Genomic DNA, 21,279 nt, shown 5'->3' with positions numbered 1-21,279 from the left:
CTCCAAAATATCCCGAAAAGTTAAGCAATTAGCAAAACAATAATCTAAGGGGCGAAAACAATGGCTCGACTGGATGCTAGAAGGATTAAATTTGTTCGGAATTTGCCTTTGGAAGTTCGGGCAAAGGTACTTTACGAGTTTTTGAAAAAAGGCACAAGCACTCGTAATATTGAGAAACAAATTAACTTATTGGCAGAAGAAGATGGATGGCAGGCATGGTCTGTTATTCACTTTTATGGATTTGATGGCAGCAGCAAAGGACGGTATCCCAATCTGGTTTTAAAAAAGCTCAAAGAAGACTTATCGAAATTCGATGAAAATGAATTGGAAGAGTTCCATCTTGATTATTTAGGACCAACAGAACTGCCATTAGACATTGCAATGAACGAAAATGATGGCAAAGATGTATTTAGAGTAATTAAAACCCGCCAAGGCCAGCATAAACTCCGCAAACTCTTGCTGCAAAATTATCAGTCGAAATGTGCTTTATGCAACATTTCACATCCAAAATTATTGGTCACAAGCCATATTAAGCCATGGTCAAAATCCTCAATCCAAGAAAGAATGGACCCTTGCAACAGCATTTTGCTCTGTAAACTTCATGATGGACTATTTGAAAATGGATTTATCTCTTTGACAGACGATTTAGAAGTTCTGTTTTCCCCTGATTTTGATTTTGAGAGCCAAATGGTTTCAAAAGACCTGGCTTTTACAGAACCAATACGTGATAGGCCGTCTCCAATATTTTTAAGTATACATAGGAAATTACATGGTTTTGAATAAAACATTTCTTTTGTGGTATTTACTTCGCGATGTACTTTAAATCGAAAATTTAACCATTATGTGTCATTAATTATTTTTCTTTTTTATTGTATAATGTATCTTATCTATTGATTAAGGAGGGGTTTAAATGAAAATTAATCAACGTGGTCGCGGCAAATTCAAACCTGCTCCTGATTACAATATTGAAGATGTGAGGAAAATTCTTCTTCAAAAAATAGAAGAGGAGTTAACATCTATCAACGAACTAGATGAAGATCAGGGGTATGACGAAGAAACCCTTTATTATAAAGAAAATAAATGCAATATAGTTTCTCTTTTTTGCGGCGCAGGCGGGCTTGACTTAGGAGTTGAATTGGCAGGCTTAGATGTAGTTATCGGCGAAGAAAAGGCGAATGAAGCATTTTCTGATAAATCTTTGTATGATAATGTACGCAACCAGAGTATCTTTCACCACATTTATGCAATAGATTTCTTTAAAGAAGCTTTAGAAACATACCGTGACAACTTTCCTGAACATGTTTTTATACATCATCAAGATATTCGTAAAGTCAAAAAATTTCCTAAGGCTAATTTAGTGCTTGGCGGGTTTCCATGCCCGGGTTTTTCCGAAGCCGGGCCTCGCCTTGTCGATGATCCAAGGAACTTTTTATATATACACTTCATTCGTTGCCTAATGCAGTCACAACCAGAGTTTTTTATTGCCGAGAACGTTAAAGGCATGTTGACATTAGGAAAAGGGGAAGTGTTCCGCCAAATTAAGCAAGACTTTGAAGCAGCAGGTTATAAGGTATATCATCAACTTGTTGATGCAAGGGACTATGGAGTTCCACAAATTCGGGAACGCGTTTTTCTAGTAGGCGTACGGGAAGATATCGATTATAAATATATATTTCCTTTTCCGACTCACGGAGAAGGTCTGTTCCTAAAACCATATGTTACTTTAAGGGAAGCAATCGGTGACTTAGAAAAGGATCCTGGACCATACTATGAGGGTTCCTATTCCACCATTTATATGAGCCGTAACAGAAAAAAAGGATGGGATGAACAAAGCTTTACAATACAAGCTAGCGGGAGACAAGCCCCACTCCATCCTTCTGGAGCTCCTATGCAGAAGGTCGGGAAAGATAAATGGATTTTCCCTGACGGGGAAGAAAATCATCGCAGGCTGTCTGTTAAGGAAATTGCCCGAATTCAGACTTTTCCTGATTGGTATAAGTTCAGTGATGGCGGCAATCCAAGAGCATCCAAGAATGGGCGTCTAGATAAAATATACAAGCAAATTGGGAATGCTGTCCCTGTCCAGTTGGCTCGAGCTATTGCGAGACCAATTGCCGAGTGGTTTTATCAAAACCATATAGATGCAACGAAAAAGTTTAACATATCCTTGATGGAAAAGNNCTCGGTAAAAGCTACAAATGTTAAAGCTTCAAATTGCATCTATACAGTTAGAGGGGGAGAAGGTTCTTGAAAAATGTTCCCACTACTAATGTACTGATAGCTCTTAAAAACATATTAGAGTATAAACAAAAAACACTGCCCTCTGTAATTGATCATAAAAACAATAATCGAATTAACAGTGTCGGAGATTTGCTTGAATATTACGTTAAAGATGCTTTTTGCGAGGCAAGCATCGGTCTGGAAAATACGGATGATAAATTAAAGAAATACCAACAAACATTTAGTTATTTAGGAAACTCTAATAATCCGCCTGATTTTATTGTAAGGCATGGGGTAGCTGTTGAAGTCAAAAAAATTGAAGGAAAGGCATTTAGCCCTATTGCTCTTAACAGCTCGTTTCCAAAAGATTACCTCTATAATAGCGATATACGAATCAATAGCGCATGTAGGGAATGTGAAGATGAATTCGGTGGCTGGATCCGCAAAGATATGATATATGCCATAGGGAATGTTTCAGGCAACCGAATCCATTCGCTTTGGTTCATTTACGGAGATTGTTTTTGCGCTGATAAATCTGTATATGAGAAAGTGGCAAATAAAATAAAAGAAGGCGTTTTATCGATTCCGGGAGTAGAATTTGCACATACAAAAGAATTAGGCCGAGTCAACAAAGTAGATCCTTTAGGGATCACGTATTTGCGGATCCGGGGAATGTGGGGGATTGAACATCCTTCTGCTGTTTTCAAGCCGTATATAAATCACGATCCAAATCATACAAACATTTATGTCTTAATGAAAAAAGAAACGTATGACAATATCGAACAGAAACCAAATTTGCAAGAACATATCGATAGCGGAATATTGAAATGCGAAATTGTCCAAATACCTAATCCAAATAATCCAGCAAAAAATATAGATGCTATCTTATTTACCGCAATTTTGTAAAGAAGCTCCATTATATCTTTCTTTATTCTGAATCAATTTGCTAAACCGTTGCTTAAAAGTGGCATGGTCATGCTGCTATAAATTCATACAGTCTTGCCAGTGTGATGAACAAATTATTCCTGCTTTCAGTTGGCAAGGAATAAATAAGAAAATGTTTTGGTTCTTTCTGTCGTCGACCTCCAACCCTGCAAAAACCCCGAGGGATCGACGACAGTTTCTTTTTCCCTTTCCTTTCTACAGCCATCGGCGATTCACTCTATTGACAGAATTTTTGGAATAGAGTATACTGGACTTGCCCTGTTTTGAAAAGTGTTGATGTATCAACGCTTTTTGGGGTTTTTATCTTACCTATGAGGAATTGAAACGTCAAGTACTGTGTATTGCATTTTTTGGACTGAATTGGTTTTTATCTTACCTATGAGGAATTGAAACGTTTATAGTTGAGATAGAATTCGTTCGTTTGGGATATGTTTTTATTTACCTATGAGGAATTGAAACTGATCGAGAAAACGACTATTTATATACATGCTCATTGAAAAGTTAACCTTCGCATAAGCGGTGCCCACTCTGGTTATACTGCTCCTAATGAAAAACATGGAAAAGGAGCGGAATTCTGCATGAAACGCCTCAAAATCACCGACAACCATGGATGGACGCCCCGGAAACTCCGCAAGCAGGAACGGAAGATCAAAAACGCTCATCTCCGCCAACGTGTGATGGCCGTCCGCCTGGTCATGGAAGGCTATTTGGGCAAAGAGGCGGCTTCCATGGTCAACGTGTGCCGACAAACCGTTTCCCATTATGTGTCGCTGTTCAACGAAGGCGGCCTTGAACTCCTGCTTCATCGGGATTTCGCCCCCGGGCGAGAGCCGTTTCTCACGGAAGAACAGCAAGAAAAGATCAAACAGCTTGTATTGACCACCACTCCCGCGGAACTGGGCTGGGACGTCGCTTCGGCGTGGAACACCAAACTCCTGCAATCCTATGTCGCAAAGCAATTCGGTGTTTCCATTTCCCGCGAAGCGTTGCGAAAACTCCTGCACCGCAAAGGGCTGTCGTGGACACGACCGACGTACACACTGGCGAAAGGAAATCCGGATGAGCAAAAGCAATTTGAAAAACAAATGGATCTGATAAAAAAAACTTGATCACCAAGGAGACAGAAGATGCTGTTCTTCTGTACATCGATGAAACCCATATCCGCTCTTACCATGTCTTGCGGTCCACATGGTCGGAAGTCGGCCGCCAAAAACAAGTGCCGACGTTTGGCCATCATGCCCACGTATCGCTGTTTGGCGCGGTCAACGTCCATGATGGTGAAACGGTGCTTCATCAAACGACTGCCGCCAATGCTGCGACGTTCTTGGATTTCTTGAGAATGCTCAAAGAGCGCTATCCAGACCGTCTCATGGTCTTGGTGTTGGATAACGCCCGCATTCACCATGCCAAGATGGTCAAGGAGTTTTTGCGGGAAGAAGGGCAGTGTTTTCACTTTATTTACCTTCCTCCCTATTCGCCACAGCTGAACCCGATTGAACGCTTATGGAAATGGTTGAAAGATATGGTGATTGCCAATGTCTTTCACAAGGATCGCAACGATATCATTCAAGCCATTACTCGGTTTGTCCACTACATCCACGAACGTCCGGAGGAAGTGCTGCAACGCTTAGGGTGTGCAGGATGAGAAGTTAACTCTTTATGTTGCATGTATATAGTGTACCAACTATAAATACCCTTTTTCGAGATTGGGGAACACCAAAATACTTAGAGTCTAATAGCTCCCAGGTTACTTTATATCCTAAACTCTCGAGTGACATTATAATGGTACGAAGTGTTCTCCCTATTTTTGGATTTTTATCTTCCGGATCAGGATCATGCCTTATTAATCCCTCTACGTTCTCTAATAAAAAACCATATGGTCTTTTACCTTTTAAGATTCTTTCTACTTCAAAGAACAAAGTACCTCTAGTATCAAGAAACCCTAGCCTCTTTCCTGCTGAACTAAATGATTGACAAGGAAAACCAGCTAATAAAAAATCAAAATCTGGAATTTCATCATTGCTAACCTGCGTTATATCTCCTACAAATTTCTTGTGACTAAAATTGTCCTCTAACACTTTAATCGCGTAAGGTTTGATCTCCGACGTCATTACACATTCTGTTGGTAGACCTAACTTATTAAAGGCATTCTCAAAACCCTTTCTTAATCCTCCTATACCAGCGAATAAATCAATGAATTTAATTGTTTCCAACGTTAAACCCCCTTTGGTTACAATAAACTAATTTTATGTGCTAACTATGATTACACAGCATAAAACCTTAGTACAACCTCGTACGATTATAATTCCATTTACTGTAGATGAGCAAATTCACTAACATAAATTGACAACCAAACAAAAAAGGAGACATGAACCGGACTCCTTGGGTAAAATAGATGTGCTCAAAACCCATTCACACAAGGAGGTTCATGTCTCATGAATAGATTAGCACATCACCAAGGAATCCACAAGTTTTTCTTCACGCTGGGGTTGACGCTGCAGCTTTCCAAACCAGTCATCAAGCATCTCATTCATATTGTCGATGCCTTGACCACCAAGGGATTCTCGGGAACATGGACCGATATTCATCACTGGAGCTTTCATCCGAATCATCGAACGACGCTCCGTCACTTTTTCACGAAAAGCCCTTGGGATGAGGAAAGGCTGCTTNNATTGATGATACGATTTGCCAAAAAACGAAGCCTTCGTCACGGGCAACGCACGCCATCGAAGGGTGCGACTGGCACTACTCGCATAAAGATCATCAATCGGTTTGGGGGCATTCGCTCGTTTGGCTGATGGTGCACACCTTCACGCAAGCGTTTCCGTTCGCGTTTCGTCTGTATGACAAGAAGGCCGGAAGAAGCAAAATCGACCTAGCGATCGAGATGCTTTCCTTGATCAAGGTGAAGCTGACTCAGCCGGTGTATGTGTTGATGGACTCTTGGTATCCGTCCAAAACGCTCATCGAAGCCTGCTTGAGCAAGGGATTTCCTATCATCGCGATGCTCAAGACGAACCGGATTCTTTATCCGAAAGGCATCGCCGTCCAAGCCAAGNNCGGGAGCTCGGGGACGAAGACATCTTGCGTTACTATGCCCAGCGCTGGACGATCGAATGCTTTTTCCGGCAGGCGAAAGATCAACTGAAGCTGGATGGATACCGCGTTCGCCACGTTCGGGCGGTGAAACGGTATTGGGCGGTGGTGCTCTTGGCCTGCGTGTACAGCATCGCCGAATCCCGACAAAACCTCTCCGCCGGGCTGGAGCTTCTTCGGTCGCGGAAAGGCCACAGCGTCGTCGAGTTCATTTATGACGCTGCGAAGCAAGGAATTCCCATTGATGTGATCAAAAAACAGCTCCGTATCGCGTAAGGGAGACCCTGTTTGTCTCTCTAACTATGGAAATTATTGTAATAAAAAATGCTCATCTACAGTCCATTTAGTAAAAAATCCAAACCCTAACACGCCTCATCGAACATATTATTTTTGTTTTAATTCACTTAAATACTTTTCTACCGCCTCTTCAATCAACAAATAAATATTCTTCTCCTGCAAAATCGACTGCATCTTCAACTCTTTGTGCAGGTCCGTCCGAATATCAAAGGAAACACGCTTTCTTTCCACTTTCTTATCTTCCTTTCTTGGTTGATTGTTGTATTCGTTTAAAGATGTATTGTTTTCCTCGCCGACAGGATCGGTCAGCACTTGCGTAGGCGTGATGACTTTTTGCTGACGCTTCATGTTTTTGATGTCATCTACTTTGGACACGTTCCATCATCTCCTTGTAGAAGTTTTCATACTGCTCCAGCGCCTGATTCAACTCATTGTTTTCCTCGAAGCCGTAGAGCGACAGACGGCCAATCGGCGCCTTGCGGGTGATGATCGTTTTGAACACCTCGTTCGGATAATCTTCCTCGATCATTTCATTGAACGCCTTCGCGTCGCTGCGACGGACGTCGTTCATGGTTCTCAGAATGCCCAGCAGCCTCGTATTGTGTCGTCCATGCACCCTCGCTCCCTCAACGGATTCCATAAAATTCGGGACCGCCGAGTAGCACCAATTGGAGCACTCGAACATCATGATGACATACTGGCTTGCGCACAAGGCGTTTGTCGTCTGTTCGCTCAACGAAGGCGGCGTGTCGATGACAATGAAATCGTAACGATTCCGGATCTTGTCCAACGTATCGTCCAGTATCAAGGTCGGCTTTCCCTTGTACCTGATATATTTTCCAAGGTACGTCTCCCCTGTGTAAATCCAGCGGGGGAACGTGGCCAGGAAGTTGTTGGCCGGAAGCAGGTCCAACTTGTTGTGGATCTTGACTATGTACGGCTCCGGATTTCTCTCCTGCATCGCTTCGAGAACGGATTTCTCCGTGAACTCGTTGGATGGCTTCCGCGAAAGAAGCTCTGTCAAATTCCCCTGCGAGTCCATGTCGACGGCCAAAACCCTGTATCCGTCCCTGCTCAGCAGATAGGCGAGGACTCCGGTTGTCGTGGACTTTCCGCATCCGCCTTTCTGGATGCCCATGGTGATGGTGATGGCCACTTATATCACCTTCCTTTCTTCCAAGGTTTATTTCTTCTTTTGTTTATATGATTTATTCTACATTATTTTATAGATTCCTTCAATGATTGCGAAAAAAATAAGCGTGCTAGAAACGCTTCCATCTCAACTCCAATATGAGTTGCCTCACCGCCTCCGACTCTGACACATTTTTTGTCCGACAGTATCTCTGGAGAAGTTCGTAAAGCTCGTCGTCCAAGCGCACGGTAATGCGATGTGACTTGGACTTTTCTTCTTTCGGGCGTCCACGTTGGAGCTTTTTGCGTTCGACGCGCAGATCATCATGGACGACAACATCGAGGTATCCGAACCGCTCATAAATGTTTTTATGTTTCTCTACGAATTCTTCCCACATTCGGGGAATTTCTTCAAGAAGCCGGAGGTACTCTTCCTGCAGCCTCTTTGCCTCCTCTGGAGATCGAGGGCGCCGCTTGCCGAATTCCTGGAGGACAAGGACCTGGAAATCGTGCCGCTCATAGCATCTTCCTTCCATCATCGCCATCACCTCCTATTTTTTGTCTGACACTATTTATATTTATTATACCTCCAGACTTTCACTAATTCAACATTTTTCGTCAGACACAAAATTAAAATACCAGTGCCAATTTTGCCTTTCAAAGCACAAATTAATCGAATCGGCGTTTTTCAGAACAAAAATCGCTGTTTTCGAGCTGAAAGATAAGGTTTTGCCATTTTGATTTTTTTGCCAAATAGGGGTATATTGTACTTAAAAATGTGATATTTTCGACAAATTTCGCCCTAAATGTTCAGGGGAAGAAGGGGATGAAAAAGTTGGACTGGAAAGAGGTAAAGCGGTTCGCCTATGCCGGACAGGCGTTTATCCCTGTCAACGTGGAAAACAGAGGGGATTCGGTCAAACTTTTTTTCAGGAGCGGGGAAACCAAGTTGCTTGACGTACAATCGAGTCTGTTTTTGAAGCGGCTTCTGACCTTCTTTGGCACAAGCATTTCGATCAACCGCCATCGGTATGGGGAGTTGGTGGGAAAAAAGCAGCTCGTCCCCATCGTGTTGTCGTATGGCTTTACTATCATTCCGTTTAACGTTCGCGAGCCGGTCGGCCGGCAAAGCCGTGTAGGGTGGTTTGTGTCAAGAGAGATTGAGCAGTTCCGGCAAAGATCGCCCCAGTGCACCACGGTCCATCTTCTTTCCGGACATCAGATTCCTGTGTTTCATTCCCGCAAGTTCTGCATCGACCAACTCAAAAATGCAAAATGGATTGAGATGTGCTACGGGGAGATTCATGAACCGCATCGCAGGCAATGGATAAACGGCAGCGCAGTTTGTGAAACGGTGGTTATGTAGTGAAATGAATGATTTATATCAATAAACCGGAAGGATCGGCGGCATTGGAGGCCGCTTTTTTTCTTTTTTCGCTTTGAAATCGTCTTTGTCTATGGGTGTTATCGGTTGATATGATGTTGGCAAATCGAAAGGAGGTAGGAAAATTGGCCGCTTCAGAAATGGTGTCGGGCCGCACTCTTGTTTTGGACTTCTACGCCGGAAAGGACAGCGACGGAAAGGACATCATTCGCTCGCAAACCTTCAGAGTGAAGAGCGACGCGAGCGTCCAATCGCTTTACGATGCCGCCGCCGCCATCGCCAGCTTGTCGAGCGGCAGCTTGCGGTACGTGCGCACGACGTTGACCAGCCATATTATCAATGCATGAGAGGGGGGAATGAACAATGAAGACGTTGGAACTGACGTTTAACGCTCAAGCGGGGCCGGCGCGGATTTTGATCCGCTATCCCAAGGAGCCGGTTGATCCGGTGCAAGTGAAAACGGTGATGAACCAGCTCGTAGCGGCAAATGTTTTTATGACCGGCAACGGGGAGCTGGTGAGCCCGAAGAGCGCACGCATCATTGACCGCGAAACGCAAGACATCCAGTTGCCATAGCGCATCTGTCATGAACGGAAGGTTTCTCGCCTTCCGTTTTTGAGCATTGAAAGGGGGAAAAGCAATGGATTTGTTTTCGATGATCAGTGAAGTCTCCTTCCCGATCCTTGTTTCTATCTATCTTCTGTATCGGATGGAGACGAAGCTGGATCAGTTGACCAAATCCATTCAGGATCTAACTATCGCATTAAGCCGAGGTCCGCAGAATTGATGATGGGAGGGAAGTCGAAATGGAATTGGTGGAACTTCTGTTCCGGGCGGAGAAAAAGCTGTCCGGGCTGCATCCGTTGGTGGCGGATAAAGCTAGAGCGTTGATCCGGAAGGCTTATGAGGAAGGGATTTATATCATCATTACGCAAGGGTTTCGAACCATCGAGGAGCAGAACCGCCTGTATGCGTTGGGTCGCACGAAACCTGGGCGGATCGTTACAAACGCCCGTGGGGGATACAGTTATCATAATTTTGGATTGGCGTTTGACGTTTGTGTCTGCAATGTTTTCAAGGGAACATTGATCCCCAGCTGGAGCCTCGACCGCCGGTGGTTTCGCGTCGGTCAGATCGGAAAGTCGCTTGGCCTTGAATGGGGCGGGGATTGGAAGAGCTTTAAAGATTATCCCCATTTTCAATATACATTTGGCCTTTCGCTTGCACAGCTGCGGGCAGGAAAAAGGCCGCCGGCCGCTGTCATGGCTAAAAAATAGACTGTCTCGCCCCTTCCGAAAGTGGAGGGGATTTTTTTAAATCTGACAAAAGCACGTTATGTCAGATTTTTGTCTGACGTTAAATACGTTGAAGGAAGCAACACGAAGCCGCTTTGCCGCTCTCCCACTTTTTGTCCAAAAATCTTACTCATCTCCCTTATGGACAAGGGGGTGTCATATTTTGCATACCGTCCAGCCAATCAAAGATAGGGAAAAAATCGAAGCGATGAAAAAGATTTTGCGTGCTTCGTCATTGAGAGACGAGCTTCTTTTTACGATCGGGATCAATACGGGGCTGCGGATCAGCGATATTTTGGCTCTGAGGGTTGGGGATGTGAGGAACCAAAAAGGCGTTGTCGAACGCATTGAGATCGTGGAAAAGAAGACAAAAAAGACTCGGGTTATCGCACTGAACCGAAAAACTCGCCGCCTGATCGAGCTGTATTTAGCGCAGGAGCGGCCGCACGCCCGCGGCGACGAGCCGCTCTTTCGCAGCCAAAAAGGAGGCCGGGCGATCAGCCGCCAGCATGCCCACTACATCCTGAACCGGGCCGCCAAAGCAGTTGGGATTGTGGATCGCATCGGCACCCACTCCCTGCGCAAAACGTTCGGCTATTTCGCATACAAACAAGGAACGGACTTGGCCATGATCCAAAAAATCCTCAATCACTCCAGCCAGGCCGAAACGCTTCGCTACATCGGCATTACGCAGGAGCAAATCGATGAAGTCACTGCAGGGCTTGATCTGTGAACGAAGCCCGCACCGGTCTTCCCGGCTGGCCGCCTTCTGGCCCTTGGCCATCCGGCCGGAGCCTGGAGAAGCCCGGCGCCCGGTTCATTCGAAGAAGCTGCCTGCGGGCCCATTCATCCGCAGCCGTGCGGAGCGTGGCCGAAGAAGCCAATGCATTGCACCGTTGCTTGAAGCAACAAATCATTAAACGAATAAGTGATGATAAAAATAATAGAGTATACATTAAAATAATTAAAACAATAAATAAACGTTTATTTCATCTTTTCTTCCAACAAACAAAAGTTTCGTGGTTCGCACGAAGATTCCATTTCCGCGCCGGTCTTCCCGGCTGGCCGCCTTCTGGCCCTTGGCCATCCGGCTGAAGCCTGGGGAAGCCCGGCGCTCGACCGTGCGAAGCAAGATCAAGAGGCCGAACAAAGCACCGCCGCGGAAGAAAATCAAATATTGCCGTAAAACGTCGTTAAACGGCTTATTTTGGCGTTTTGGAGCTTGGGGGGTATAAAACTATTAACCCATCGAAAAAAGCGTCTCAGACGGGCCGTACAAGGCCTAGGAGACCTTGTTTGTTTTTCTTCTTCAGCAAAGCAAGATATATTAAACCCTTGTGTATATTGAGCGGCAGCAACCACCTTTTTGCTGCTTTTATATACTTTTAGTATTTATATCTTTTAAATCTTTATATATTTTAGGAGGGGCCAAGATCCTTGATTTATCAAGGGTTTCAGCGATTTGGACAGTACATTTTTGGTGTTTATCTCGTACATTTTTGGTTGTTTCGGCGTACATTTTTGGTGTCCAGCGTACATTTTTGGTGTTTATCTCGTACATTTTTGGTTGTTTCGGCGTACATTTTTGGTGTCCAGCGTACATTTTTGGTGTTTATCTCGTACATATTGTTTTTTGTGTACGCTTTAATAAATAAAGCGTACATGTATGAAAAAATGTACTTTTTAACGCGAGTGTTTTCTTGTAGAATAGGATCAAGGAGTTATTTTCCTAATTTAGTAGGTGGAGGATGAGAGGATGCAGACTCCGGCTGTCCAGCCGCAGTACAACAGCGCCGTGACGAAGTCCAATGCGCTGATTGAGGCAAACTATAAGCTGTCCACTATCGAACAGAAGATCATCTTGTATATCATCAGCCAGATTCGCAAAGATGACGCCGATTTTAAAATGTATAAGCTGCCGATACAGGAGTTCTCTGAATTGCTCGGATATCGAGGAAGCCCTAAATACACGGAGCTTCGGGAGATCACGAAAAATTTGATGCGCAAGGTGCTTGAGATCAGAGAAGGTCAGAAGCTCAAACAGCTGAGCTGGGTTTCATACGTGGAATACGACGAGCATTCCGGCTATGTCAGCTTGGCCTTTGATCCCCGCTTGAAGCCCTACCTCCTGCAACTGAAAAGGGAATTCACGACCTATCGCCTGAAGAATGTGATGGAACTGAAAAGCTCTTACTCCATCCGCATGTACGAGCTTTTAAAACGTTGGCAGTATATGGGTGAGATCGTGATTCGCCTGGATGATTTGCGGATGATGGTTGGAGCAGGAGACAAGTATTCAGAATACCACAATTTCAAAAAACGGGTGCTCAATCCTGCCAGGAAGGAAATTTCGGAGAAGACAGACATCATGTTCACATATGAGGAGATAAGGGAAAAACGAAAAGTTGCGGCAATCCGCTTTCAAATCAGAGAGAAAGTCGTTGAGCCGGTTGTCGTTGCCTTGGAAGAGAAAAAGGAAGCTCAAGCAGATGATCGGTATTTGCAGTTTTTGGCTGTAGTGCAGGCTTATGACCGGTACATAACAGAACAGCAATTCACGAAGATAGCGGTCTTGGCTCAAAAAGCTTTCGGCGGAAACTGGATGGATGAGCTCATTCAAACGGCAAGGCGCATTATGCAACGAAATGACATCCGCGAACCGATTGCTTTTCTGACCTATTTCTTGAATGAAAAAGTGCAGCGGATTCAGGCTGGAATCGACCCAAATGAGGTGACCATTCACAGCCATGGAGGCGCTAGATTCGTCCGCCGCGAGATCGTGCCGGACTGGCTCCGGGGCTACGAAGAGCAGCTTGTTGCCGAAAGCGCCAAAAGCAAAGAGGTTGATGAAGATATCGAACAGATGCGGCGTGAGCTTGAGGAGCGGTTAAAGAAATACAAAGACTAAGTCCAGCCCGCGCCGGTCTTCCCGGCTGGCCGCCTTCTGGCCTTTGGCCATCCGGCCGGAGCCTGGGGAAGCCCGGCGCTCGGTCCATTCAAAGAAGCATCGTGCAAGCGGACTCATCCCGCAACCATGCGAAGCAACTTCAGGCAGCAACTCATCGCATCGCTGCGGGAAGGAAAGAAAAAAAACCCAATCAAAAGGAAAAACGCCTGATCGCAAGGTGTTGAGCCGATGACAAAACCCGCTGAAAAAATCAGCGGGTTTTCGCGTTAGTCTTATTTTTCGCTTCTCATAGGTAAGATAAAAACTCAAAGCCCAATTAAAAGCAGGTCTCAGCATCCAGGTTTCAATTCCTCATAGGTAAGATAAAAACACGAACAAACCGGTTATCATTGTGTTTTAATCACAATATAGTTTCAATTCCTCATAGGTAAGATAAAAACGAGGAACTGCTTGAATACGTCAAAGCGTTACAAGAGAAAGTTTCAATTCCTCATAGGTAAGATAAAAACGAGGAACTGCTTGAATACGTCAAAGCGTTACAAGAGAAAGTTTCAATTCCTCATAGGTAAGATAAAAACCCCAAAAAGCGTTGATACATCAACACTTTTCAAAACAGGGCAAGTCCAGTATACTCCATTTCGAAAATTCCGTCAATAGAGTGAATCGCTGATGGCTGTAGGAAGGAAAGAAAAAAAGAAACTGTCGTCGATCCCCCGGAGTTTTTGCACGATTGGAAGTCGACGACAGAAAGGATTGAAGCAGTTGTTTTTCATAAAAACATGAAAACCGCGTTAAACTCGAAAAACGGTCCGTACAAACATTTTTTCTTTCTTGAATAGAAAACCATTACCTTATCGATTAAAACGCGATACAGGCGAATTTGAGCGGTCATTTTTTAGCAAAGTGCCTATTTTTTTATTTTTACCAGCCCATATTATGAGAAATATTAAAACATTTAATGTCTGACAAAAATATAAAATACATATTTCGACAAATCGTGACAAAAACGAGATCGATCGAATCAAGTCCACGTTCGCCGGCGCTTCCGTTTCCTTTTGGTCCGGGTCCCCGGGGCGATGTGATGGTCGGCTGGTGGCCGGAAACGCTATGCTGACTGATGGCCGTCTCGCCGAAGCACGCGCCTTTCCGGCCCGTTCCAGCCTATCACATCGCCCTTCCCGAACCAAAAGACTACGGGTCGCCGGCGTGATCATCATTTCAACATTTCTAATATCTTACTGTCGCTTTTAACTGAATTATACGCAATTCAAAATGGTGATTTGATGATATACTCATCACCAATTTGATTCGCAAACAATCGGACGAATTTTTCCATTGTTGATTCTATGGTTCTTTGCATATTCGCCATGATCGTGGATAAATGAGGCATTTTCTCATTTTTCAAGAGATCTTTAAGATACGTCACGGCAGTCATTGATACTTCGGTATTTACATTAATCTTACAGATCCCGTTTTTGATTGTTTCGAGGATGATTTCATCAGGTGTGCCCGATCCTCCGTGGAGAACGAGAGGAATGTCAACTACCTGCCGGATTCTCTGGAGAAGATCAAGGTCAATTTTCGGCTCACCTTTATAGAGTCCATGCACAGTACCGATCGCAGCGGCCAAAAAATCCACGCCTGTTGCTTCGACAAACTCTTTGGCTAACTGTGGATCTGTGAGGGTCCCATCTCCTTCCTCTTCGTCAGAAAACTCTCCCCGCACCAGCGAACCAATCTCCGCTTCCACAGATACGCCCGCCATATGTGCTATTTCCACAATTTCTTTCGTACGTCTTATATTTTCATCCAAAGGATATCTCGAACCGTCGTACATGACGGATGTGAAACCGTTTCGTATGGCGCGAATAATCGATTCCATCTTGTAAGCGTGGTCCAAATGAAGAGCGACGGGGATACTCGACTTGGTCGCCAAAGCTTTTACCATCGCCGCGAACCCTTCTACATCGACGGAATCAAAATAGCGTTCACCCAGCGCAATAATGATCGGCTGTTTCAGCTTCTCGCCGACAGAAATTGCTGCCTGAACGGTTTCCAAGCTGTACACGTTGAAAGCGGCAACCGCATATTGATTCTTTTGTGCTTCGTAAAGCATAATTTTTGTGTCGGATAGCATGTTCTCATCTCCAACTCTTAATGTAGTATTATTACTTTCAGAAAATTTAATACAAAGAGATTCTACTACATTTATAACACAATATCAATGTAGTATATTTACAAAAAAACTATTGTGTGTGGAGACCTTAATCCGCTATAAAATTGATTAATTTAACATTTTTTAAGATGCAACTTATTGTTATAACCTAAATGATACTTCTGATTTAATGTATTTTTATTTTTAAATTGTAGAAAAACTACATTAATGTAGTAAAAAACATGTTGAACTATATTTATCAATGTAGTAAAATTACAAGCGAAGGGAAGGTTTTGAAAATGGCTACTTTTCTGAATCGTATTGAAGCCATCGGGAAGGAGATGACAAATTCAGAAAAAAAGATTGTTAAAGTCTTATTAAATTCGGAAAAACCTTTTTTGCTTACGATGAATGAACTATCGAAGCTCAGCGGAGTAAGTGAGCCCAGTGTCGTTCGATTTTATAGAAGATTGGGTTACAGCAGCTATCAAGAATTGAAAGTTGCCCTAGCACAAGAAAATTTAAATGAAGCTGAGCCTGCTAACATTTTTGAGGAAATCGAGCTTGGAGATTCCCCACAACAGGTCTTCGAAAAGGTTGTGGAGCAGTCGATCATCGCTCTCAATACCACTAAACACATGATTAATTATGAAGCTTTAAATCATGCGGCGGAATTGATTGGTAAAGCAAAACGCTTGTTCTTTTTTGGGCATGGGTCGTCAGGGATTATCGCCGAGGATGCTGCGCATAAGTTCCTTAGGCTAGGTGAAACTGCCATTTCAATGAACGATGCACACATGCAATCGATAGCGGCGTCCCATATGAATGAAGACGACGTGATTTTCGCCATTTCCCATTCAGGAGAAAGTCGTGATCTGCTGGAGGTCCTTAAACAAGCAAAAGCGAACGGAGCCCGTCTGATCGTCATAACGGGCTTTAGCAAGTCGTCAATAGCACAAATGGCGGATGCTCTGCTCGTAACGAGTGCAAAAGAAACGGAGTTCCGCTCAGATGCGATGGTAAGCCGAATTGTTCAACTAGCCATTATTGATTCTCTTTCTGTGATCACTGTTTTACGAAAAGGAAAAGTTGCAATCGACGCTGTGAACCGATCCCGGTTAGCAGTAGCAAAACTAAAAACATAATCAATTAGAAAGGAGGATACTATGAAAATTTTAACGATTGGCGATGCGATGATTCGGGGGGAGCAGTTCAGTGAAGCCGCCAAATTACTTGGAGACCACGAAATCGTAACTACAGATTGGGAAGTAAATTGGGAACGCTTGCAAAACAGGAGATTGGTGATCGAACAGCAGGGTCCCGATGTAGAAGAAGTGCCTCCTATGTTCAAAGACAATAAAGATGCCGACATTGTACTGGGGCTGTTTGCACCTTTTTCGGCGAAAGCGATGGATACATTTGACAACTTGAAACTGATCGGCGTCGCCCGGGCAGGTACGGAAAATGTAGATGTAAAAGCGGCAACGGAACGCGGCATTATAGTGGTTCATGTAATGGGAAGAAACGCTGAGGCTGTTTCCGATTTTGCGATCGGTCTGATGCTGAGTGAAGCGCGAAACATTGCGCGAGCTCATACATCAATTAAAAACGGGCAGTGGCAGAAGGTGTTCAGCAATTCGAACCATATTCCGGAACTGAAAGGAAAAACGGTTGGAATTATCGGTTTTGGTTATATCGGCCGTCTTGTAGCCAAGAAGCTGAGCGGATTTGATGTGAATGTGATTGTGTACGATCCGTTCGTGACGCAAGAATCGATTGAAATGCCTAATGTTAGATTGGTAGATAAAGACACACTGTTTTCTGAATCCGATTTTATTACCATTCATGCGCGATTAACCAAGGAGAATTATCATTTCATCGGCCGTGAAGAGCTAGCAAAAATGAAACCAACAGCGTACCTGATCAATACAGCTCGTTCCGGGCTTATTGATACGGATGCACTGGTAGAAGCCCTCTCTGAGAAGAGGATTGCGGGGGCCGGTCTTGATGTATTTGATATCGAGCCCATTCCACAAGATCATCCGCTGCTTTCGCTTGATAACGTGACACTCACGACGCACATTGCCGGAACTACAACCGATGCACTAACCCAGTCACCTTATTTGCTCGTGGGAGAAGTAAAGAAGATTTTGGATGGCGGCAAAGCGAATTGGATTAAAAATCCCGAGGTTCTGGATCATCCAAAAGTAAAAGAATGGCTCGGTAGTTATGTGAAAAATTCGTAATTTTTTTCGAAAGAGAGACGGATTTATATCTGTGATTTCGTCTCTCTTCTTATACTAAACCTGAAAGCGATTACAGATAGAAGACCATTAATAAATAGGGGGATTGTGGAATGTATTCTATCTTTGGGTTAAGTCACAATGCGAGTTTGCTTCTCTATGCGATTGTATCCATTGTAGGCTTAATTTTCTTAATTGTCAGATATAAAATAAATCCATTTATTGCGCTCGTCATCGCTGGATTGTTTATGGGCTTGATTTCTGGGATGAAATTGCCAGATATCGTGAAGGCTTTTCAAGAAGGGGTCAGCGGTGTCTTGGGTTTCATTGCCATTGTCCTTGGGCTCGGAACGATGCTAGGAAAAATGATGGCTGAATCAGGGGCAGCAGAGCGTGTTGCCAAGACACTTGTCGGAATATTCGGTGAAAAAAATGTCCACTGGGCGATGATGCTGGTTGCCTTCATTTGTGGGATACCGGTGTTCTTTCAAGTTGGAGTTGTTCTGTTGATCCCGCTCGTGTTCACTCTAGCGAAACATACAAACACCTCTCTCATCAAAATTGGTCTATCGCTTGTTGCCGGACTTGCGGTTGTTCACAGCTTGGTGCCGCCTCATCCTGCTGCAATGCTGGCGGTCGGTACATTTAAGGCGGATATGGGAAAAACGATTTTTTACTCTATTCTTGTCGGTCTTCCTGCCGCAGCCGTGGCCGGACCGCTTTTCGGGAGTTACATTTCGAAAAAGGTTCGAGTAGAACCATCCGGTGTATTGGCGGAACAATTTACGGAGAGCGGCCGTAAGGATCTGCCTGGATTCGGAATCACAATCTTTACCATTTTATTCCCAGTCATTCTTATGCTTGTTGCTACTGTTGTAGATCTGCTGTATCCGGCTGAAAGCACCCTACGCACTTGGGTTGATTTTATCGGGAATCCGGTTGTATCGCTTCTGATTGCTCTTTTGTTTGCTTTCTATTCCTTTGGATTTGCCCGTGGATTTAACAGCGATCAGATTTTGAAATTTACCAATGACTGTCTCGGCCCTACAGCTTCCATCATTTTGATTATCGGTGCGGGAGGCGGTTTTAACAAAGTACTGACGGCGAGCGGAGTAGGAGATGCGATCGCCAATTATGCCGCGACTGCCCATATCTCTCCAATTCTCTTGGCATTCTTGATCGCAGGACTCATTCGTGCGGCTGTCGGTTCAGCCACTGTCGCGATGACGACGGCAGCCGGAATTGTTGCGCCTATTGCAGCTGTTATGCCGGGTGTCAGCCCTGAATTGTTAGTCCTTGCAACAGGAGCCGGTTCCATCATGCTCTCACATGTGAATGATTCAGGCTTCTGGCTGGTGAAAGAATACTTTAATATGTCGGTGACCGACACATTAAAAACATGGACAGTCATGGAAACGATCTTATCGTTCGTCTCCTTCCTCTGCGTTCTGATACTGGATATGTTTATCTAATTCTGATCAATGAACCGGCTTTTGTTTGAAATACATGTAAATGAATTAAAAAGGGGGGAATCTGCATGTCAAGGTCATCGGCTAATCCTATGGTGCTGGTGTTGGATATGGGGACGACAGGGGGCCGTGCGATTGTATTTGATGCCAATGGACAAGTACATGGTTCCGCCTATCGGGAATATCGGAGTGTGTTCCATTCTCCAACCGTGATCGACCACGACCCTGAAACATGGCTTCAAGCTATAAAAGAAGTGATCAACGAACTCAAACAGACGAAACCGGAGTGCTTAGCGAACGTTCTTGGTCTCGCGGTTACGTCGCAGCGGGCTACGATCCTCCCTGTTGACAAAAACGGTACTCCACTCGCACCGGCCATTCTGTGGCAGGATAAGCGTTCAATCAAAGAATGCAAAGAAATTGAAGAACGATTGGGTCACGACACAATTTATCAACGAACGGGTCTTAAAATCGATCCGTACTTTTCTCTGCCAAAAATTTTGTGGTTCCGAAATGAAAAGCCTGAGATTTATCACAACGCTGCCTACTTCTTAACGGCTCACGACTACATTGTGCATTCCTTGACAGGCGAATTTAAAACAGACTGGACTCAGGCCTCCCGTACCATGCTTTTCAACATTCACCGTTTTCAGTGGGACGATGAGATTATCAGGGAACTGGCACTGGATGAAAACAAACTGCCTCGAGCGTTTCCAACCGGGACAATCGCGGGCAGAATAACGAAACGGGCAGCAAGTGAGTTCGGATTGCCGGAAGGGCTTCCGGTTGTAATGGCAGGGGGAGACCAACAGTGTGCGGCCGTTGGTCTCGGGGCCGTTCAACCGGGAATTGTAAAAGTAACAACCGGCACAGGTTCGTTTGTTGTCGCACCTATTGATCATCCCGCCACAAGTTCGAAGCATAAGGTGGTTTGCAGTGCCTCCGCGATTCCGGGGCATTGGGTGATGGAAGCGGGAATCTTCACCACGGGATCCACGTATCGGTGGCTGCGCGATTTGCTCTCTTCGGATGACAAAAACAGTACACTGGGTTCATACGATGCTTTGAATCACCAGGTTGAACTGTCGAAGCCAGGGGCGAATGGTGTGCTGCATGTTCCTCATTATGCGGGCAGTGCGGCACCTTATTGGAATGCCAAGGCATCAGGAGTTCTGTTTAATTTATCTCTGGGGATCAAAAAATCGGATGTGATTCGTGCGTTTCTGGAAGGGATCTGTTTTGAAATCAACAAAAATCTGAAGATTATTGATTCAATGTTAAAGGAGAATTCCGATCAAAACCACGCAGGGTTGACGCAGGTTCATGTCAGTGGAGGTCTGGTGCGGTTAGATCTTTTTAATCAAATTCAGGCTGACATCTATGGGCTTAACGTGATTCCAGGAACCACTGAGCAAGCAAGCGCGCTTGGCGCCGCCATGATTGCTTTTGTAGCTCTGAAGGTGTTTGGAGATGTTACGGAAGCGAGTAAAACAATGGGAAGCCTGGATTTCGGACGAATGAAAATGCCAAACCCGGAGATGAGGGAAATTTATCAAGAGATGAGCGAACTGCACGATGCTATTTATCAAGCATTGTTGAAGGCTAATATTTATGAACGCTCCAGCAAGATAATAGAAAAGTTGAACAAGAAATACGGAAAAGAAACGATACCGATGTAAAGAGGCTCAGATAGAGCCTCTATTTTCTTGGTTTCGGTATCAAAAGAAATGAAGTGGAACCCTTTGGGATTTTTTTCATTGAGAAGTTTGGAGTGCAACATAATCAAGATTATAGGAAGCCCATTAAGTCTTAATTGTTTATTGCAACATAAAAGTGCAGAGGATTTGGTTTGTACCAACTTTACATGGAGTAGCGAGCGTGATAGCCTTGTTAGGCGAAGCTAGCCCTTGATATTACTGGCTTTTTAGTCACACTCACAGAGGCTCTACGTTAAATTACAATTCTCTGCATTTTTCTTTGCAAAACTCTGTATTTTTGCTTTACAAAAAACATCTGTGGTACAGCGAAGCGATGCATGGGTGGCTGACAGGAAATGATATTCAAATCAAATAAGTACAAAAAATGTCCCTGTACCAGGCGTGTTGATTATCCAATAAAATCCAAAGGGTATAGAAA

At 44.3% G+C, this 21,279-nt stretch carries 21 protein-coding genes, 1 pseudogene and 1 CRISPR repeat array; of the genes and pseudogenes, 17 read left to right on the top strand and 5 right to left on the bottom strand.

All coding sequences use genetic code 11. The features are described from left to right. Window positions 1-60: 60 nt before the first annotated feature. The 5 genes from ETR37_RS12265 to ETR37_RS19380 all read left to right on the top strand — a co-directional run bounded on the left by ETR37_RS12265 (window position 61) and on the right by ETR37_RS19380 (window position 4,810). Entirely contained in the window at window positions 61-783 is a 723-nt protein-coding gene (locus tag ETR37_RS12265; protein WP_129447322.1) for an HNH endonuclease, read from the top strand. Window positions 784-910: 127 nt separating this feature from the next. After that, a complete protein-coding gene (locus ETR37_RS12260; RefSeq protein ID WP_129447321.1) occupies window positions 911-2,251 on the top strand; it encodes a DNA cytosine methyltransferase in 1,341 nt (446 codons plus the stop codon). Continuing rightward, window positions 2,248-3,126 (top strand): NgoPII family restriction endonuclease, encoded by an 879-nt coding sequence (locus ETR37_RS12255; protein WP_129447320.1) that lies wholly within the window; start codon window positions 2,248-2,250, stop codon window positions 3,124-3,126. Before ETR37_RS12260 ends, ETR37_RS12255 begins: the two co-directional genes overlap by 4 nt. 617 nt (window positions 3,127-3,743) lie before the next feature. Continuing rightward, complete coding sequence (locus ETR37_RS19385) at window positions 3,744-4,274, top strand: IS630 family transposase (RefSeq protein ID WP_205728145.1); 531 nt, start codon at window positions 3,744-3,746, stop codon at window positions 4,272-4,274. Next, a complete protein-coding gene (locus ETR37_RS19380; protein WP_240673898.1) occupies window positions 4,271-4,810 on the top strand; it encodes an IS630 family transposase in 540 nt (179 codons plus the stop codon). Before ETR37_RS19385 ends, ETR37_RS19380 begins: the two co-directional genes overlap by 4 nt. Before the next feature lie 4 nt (window positions 4,811-4,814). On the opposite strand, the gene dcm is transcribed toward ETR37_RS19380, so the two are convergent. Then, window positions 4,815-5,378, bottom strand: a complete 564-nt coding sequence (gene dcm / locus ETR37_RS12245; protein ID WP_129447319.1) for a DNA (cytosine-5-)-methyltransferase — start codon at window positions 5,376-5,378, stop codon at window positions 4,815-4,817. A 222-nt stretch (window positions 5,379-5,600) separates the two neighbouring features. Here dcm and ETR37_RS12240 point away from each other — a divergent pair. Beyond that, a pseudogene (locus tag ETR37_RS12240) lies at window positions 5,601-6,537 on the top strand (transposase). Window positions 6,538-6,645: 108 nt separating this feature from the next. On the opposite strand, the gene ETR37_RS12235 reads toward ETR37_RS12240, so the two are convergent. The 3 genes from ETR37_RS12235 to ETR37_RS12225 form a co-directional block, all read right to left on the bottom strand. Then, window positions 6,646-6,933, bottom strand: a complete 288-nt coding sequence (locus ETR37_RS12235; protein ID WP_129447318.1) for a hypothetical protein — start codon at window positions 6,931-6,933, stop codon at window positions 6,646-6,648. Beyond that, window positions 6,917-7,714: a ParA family protein gene (locus tag ETR37_RS12230; protein ID WP_129447317.1), complete on the bottom strand. Its 798-nt coding sequence runs from the start codon at window positions 7,712-7,714 to the stop codon at window positions 6,917-6,919. The genes ETR37_RS12235 and ETR37_RS12230 overlap by 17 nt, the downstream gene beginning before the upstream one ends. Window positions 7,715-7,820: 106 nt before the next feature. After that, window positions 7,821-8,228, bottom strand: coding sequence for a ribbon-helix-helix protein, CopG family (locus ETR37_RS12225; protein WP_129447316.1), 408 nt, complete (start codon window positions 8,226-8,228; stop codon window positions 7,821-7,823). Window positions 8,229-8,515: 287 nt separating this feature from the next. Here ETR37_RS12225 and ETR37_RS12220 point away from each other — a divergent pair, with 287 nt between their 5' ends. The 7 genes from ETR37_RS12220 (at window position 8,516) to ETR37_RS12180 (ending at window position 13,276) form a co-directional block, all read left to right on the top strand. After that, complete coding sequence (locus tag ETR37_RS12220; RefSeq protein WP_240673897.1) at window positions 8,516-9,055, top strand: competence protein ComK; 540 nt, start codon at window positions 8,516-8,518, stop codon at window positions 9,053-9,055. 143 nt (window positions 9,056-9,198) lie between these two features. After that, a complete protein-coding gene (locus ETR37_RS12215) occupies window positions 9,199-9,420 on the top strand; it encodes a DUF1659 domain-containing protein (RefSeq protein WP_020961687.1) in 222 nt (73 codons plus the stop codon). Window positions 9,421-9,436: 16 nt separating this feature from the next. Beyond that, on the top strand, window positions 9,437-9,649 hold the full coding sequence (locus ETR37_RS12210; RefSeq protein WP_020961686.1) for a DUF2922 domain-containing protein: 213 nt from the start codon (window positions 9,437-9,439) through the stop codon (window positions 9,647-9,649). 64 nt (window positions 9,650-9,713) lie between these two features. Continuing rightward, window positions 9,714-9,860 carry a YvrJ family protein gene (locus ETR37_RS12205; protein WP_011229514.1) on the top strand — a complete coding sequence of 49 codons (147 nt, stop codon included), beginning with the start codon at window positions 9,714-9,716 and terminating at the stop codon, window positions 9,858-9,860. Between the two features lie 19 nt (window positions 9,861-9,879). Beyond that, window positions 9,880-10,350, top strand: a complete 471-nt coding sequence (locus tag ETR37_RS12200; protein WP_129447315.1) for a M15 family metallopeptidase — start codon at window positions 9,880-9,882, stop codon at window positions 10,348-10,350. Between the two features lie 181 nt (window positions 10,351-10,531). Continuing rightward, the gene (locus ETR37_RS12195; protein WP_129447314.1) at window positions 10,532-11,101 is read left to right on the top strand and encodes a site-specific integrase; all 570 of its coding nucleotides are present in this window, start codon (window positions 10,532-10,534) and stop codon (window positions 11,099-11,101) included. A gap of 1,023 nt (window positions 11,102-12,124) precedes the next feature. Further along, window positions 12,125-13,276: a replication initiation protein gene (locus ETR37_RS12180; protein ID WP_050368798.1), complete on the top strand. Its 1,152-nt coding sequence runs from the start codon at window positions 12,125-12,127 to the stop codon at window positions 13,274-13,276. Window positions 13,277-13,551: 275 nt separating this feature from the next. Continuing rightward, window positions 13,552-13,854: direct repeats of the CRISPR family, unit length 30 nt; unit sequence GTTTCAATTCCTCATAGGTAAGATAAAAAC. A 689-nt stretch (window positions 13,855-14,543) separates the two neighbouring features. Here the strand turns inward: ETR37_RS12180 and ETR37_RS12175 are convergent. After that, a complete protein-coding gene (locus tag ETR37_RS12175) occupies window positions 14,544-15,413 on the bottom strand; it encodes a class II fructose-bisphosphate aldolase (protein WP_129447312.1) in 870 nt (289 codons plus the stop codon). Between the two features lie 260 nt (window positions 15,414-15,673). Here ETR37_RS12175 and ETR37_RS12170 point away from each other — a divergent pair, with 260 nt between their 5' ends. From ETR37_RS12170 to ETR37_RS12155, 4 genes are all read left to right on the top strand, one after another. Next, window positions 15,674-16,576: a MurR/RpiR family transcriptional regulator gene (locus tag ETR37_RS12170; RefSeq protein ID WP_129447311.1), complete on the top strand. Its 903-nt coding sequence runs from the start codon at window positions 15,674-15,676 to the stop codon at window positions 16,574-16,576. A gap of 21 nt (window positions 16,577-16,597) precedes the next feature. Then, window positions 16,598-17,677, top strand: a complete 1,080-nt coding sequence (locus tag ETR37_RS12165) for a 2-hydroxyacid dehydrogenase (protein WP_129447310.1) — start codon at window positions 16,598-16,600, stop codon at window positions 17,675-17,677. A 110-nt stretch (window positions 17,678-17,787) separates the two neighbouring features. Further along, window positions 17,788-19,146: a GntP family permease gene (locus ETR37_RS12160; RefSeq protein ID WP_129447309.1), complete on the top strand. Its 1,359-nt coding sequence runs from the start codon at window positions 17,788-17,790 to the stop codon at window positions 19,144-19,146. Window positions 19,147-19,211: 65 nt separating this feature from the next. Then, entirely contained in the window at window positions 19,212-20,822 is a 1,611-nt protein-coding gene (locus ETR37_RS12155; protein WP_129447308.1) for an FGGY-family carbohydrate kinase, read from the top strand. Window positions 20,823-21,279: the final 457 nt, after the last annotated feature.

Source organism: Geobacillus sp. PK12 (assembly GCF_004123125.1).
Taxonomy (GTDB): Bacteria; Bacillota; Bacilli; order Bacillales; family Anoxybacillaceae; genus Geobacillus; species Geobacillus zalihae.
This window is presented reverse-complemented; position numbering and strand designations above follow the sequence as displayed.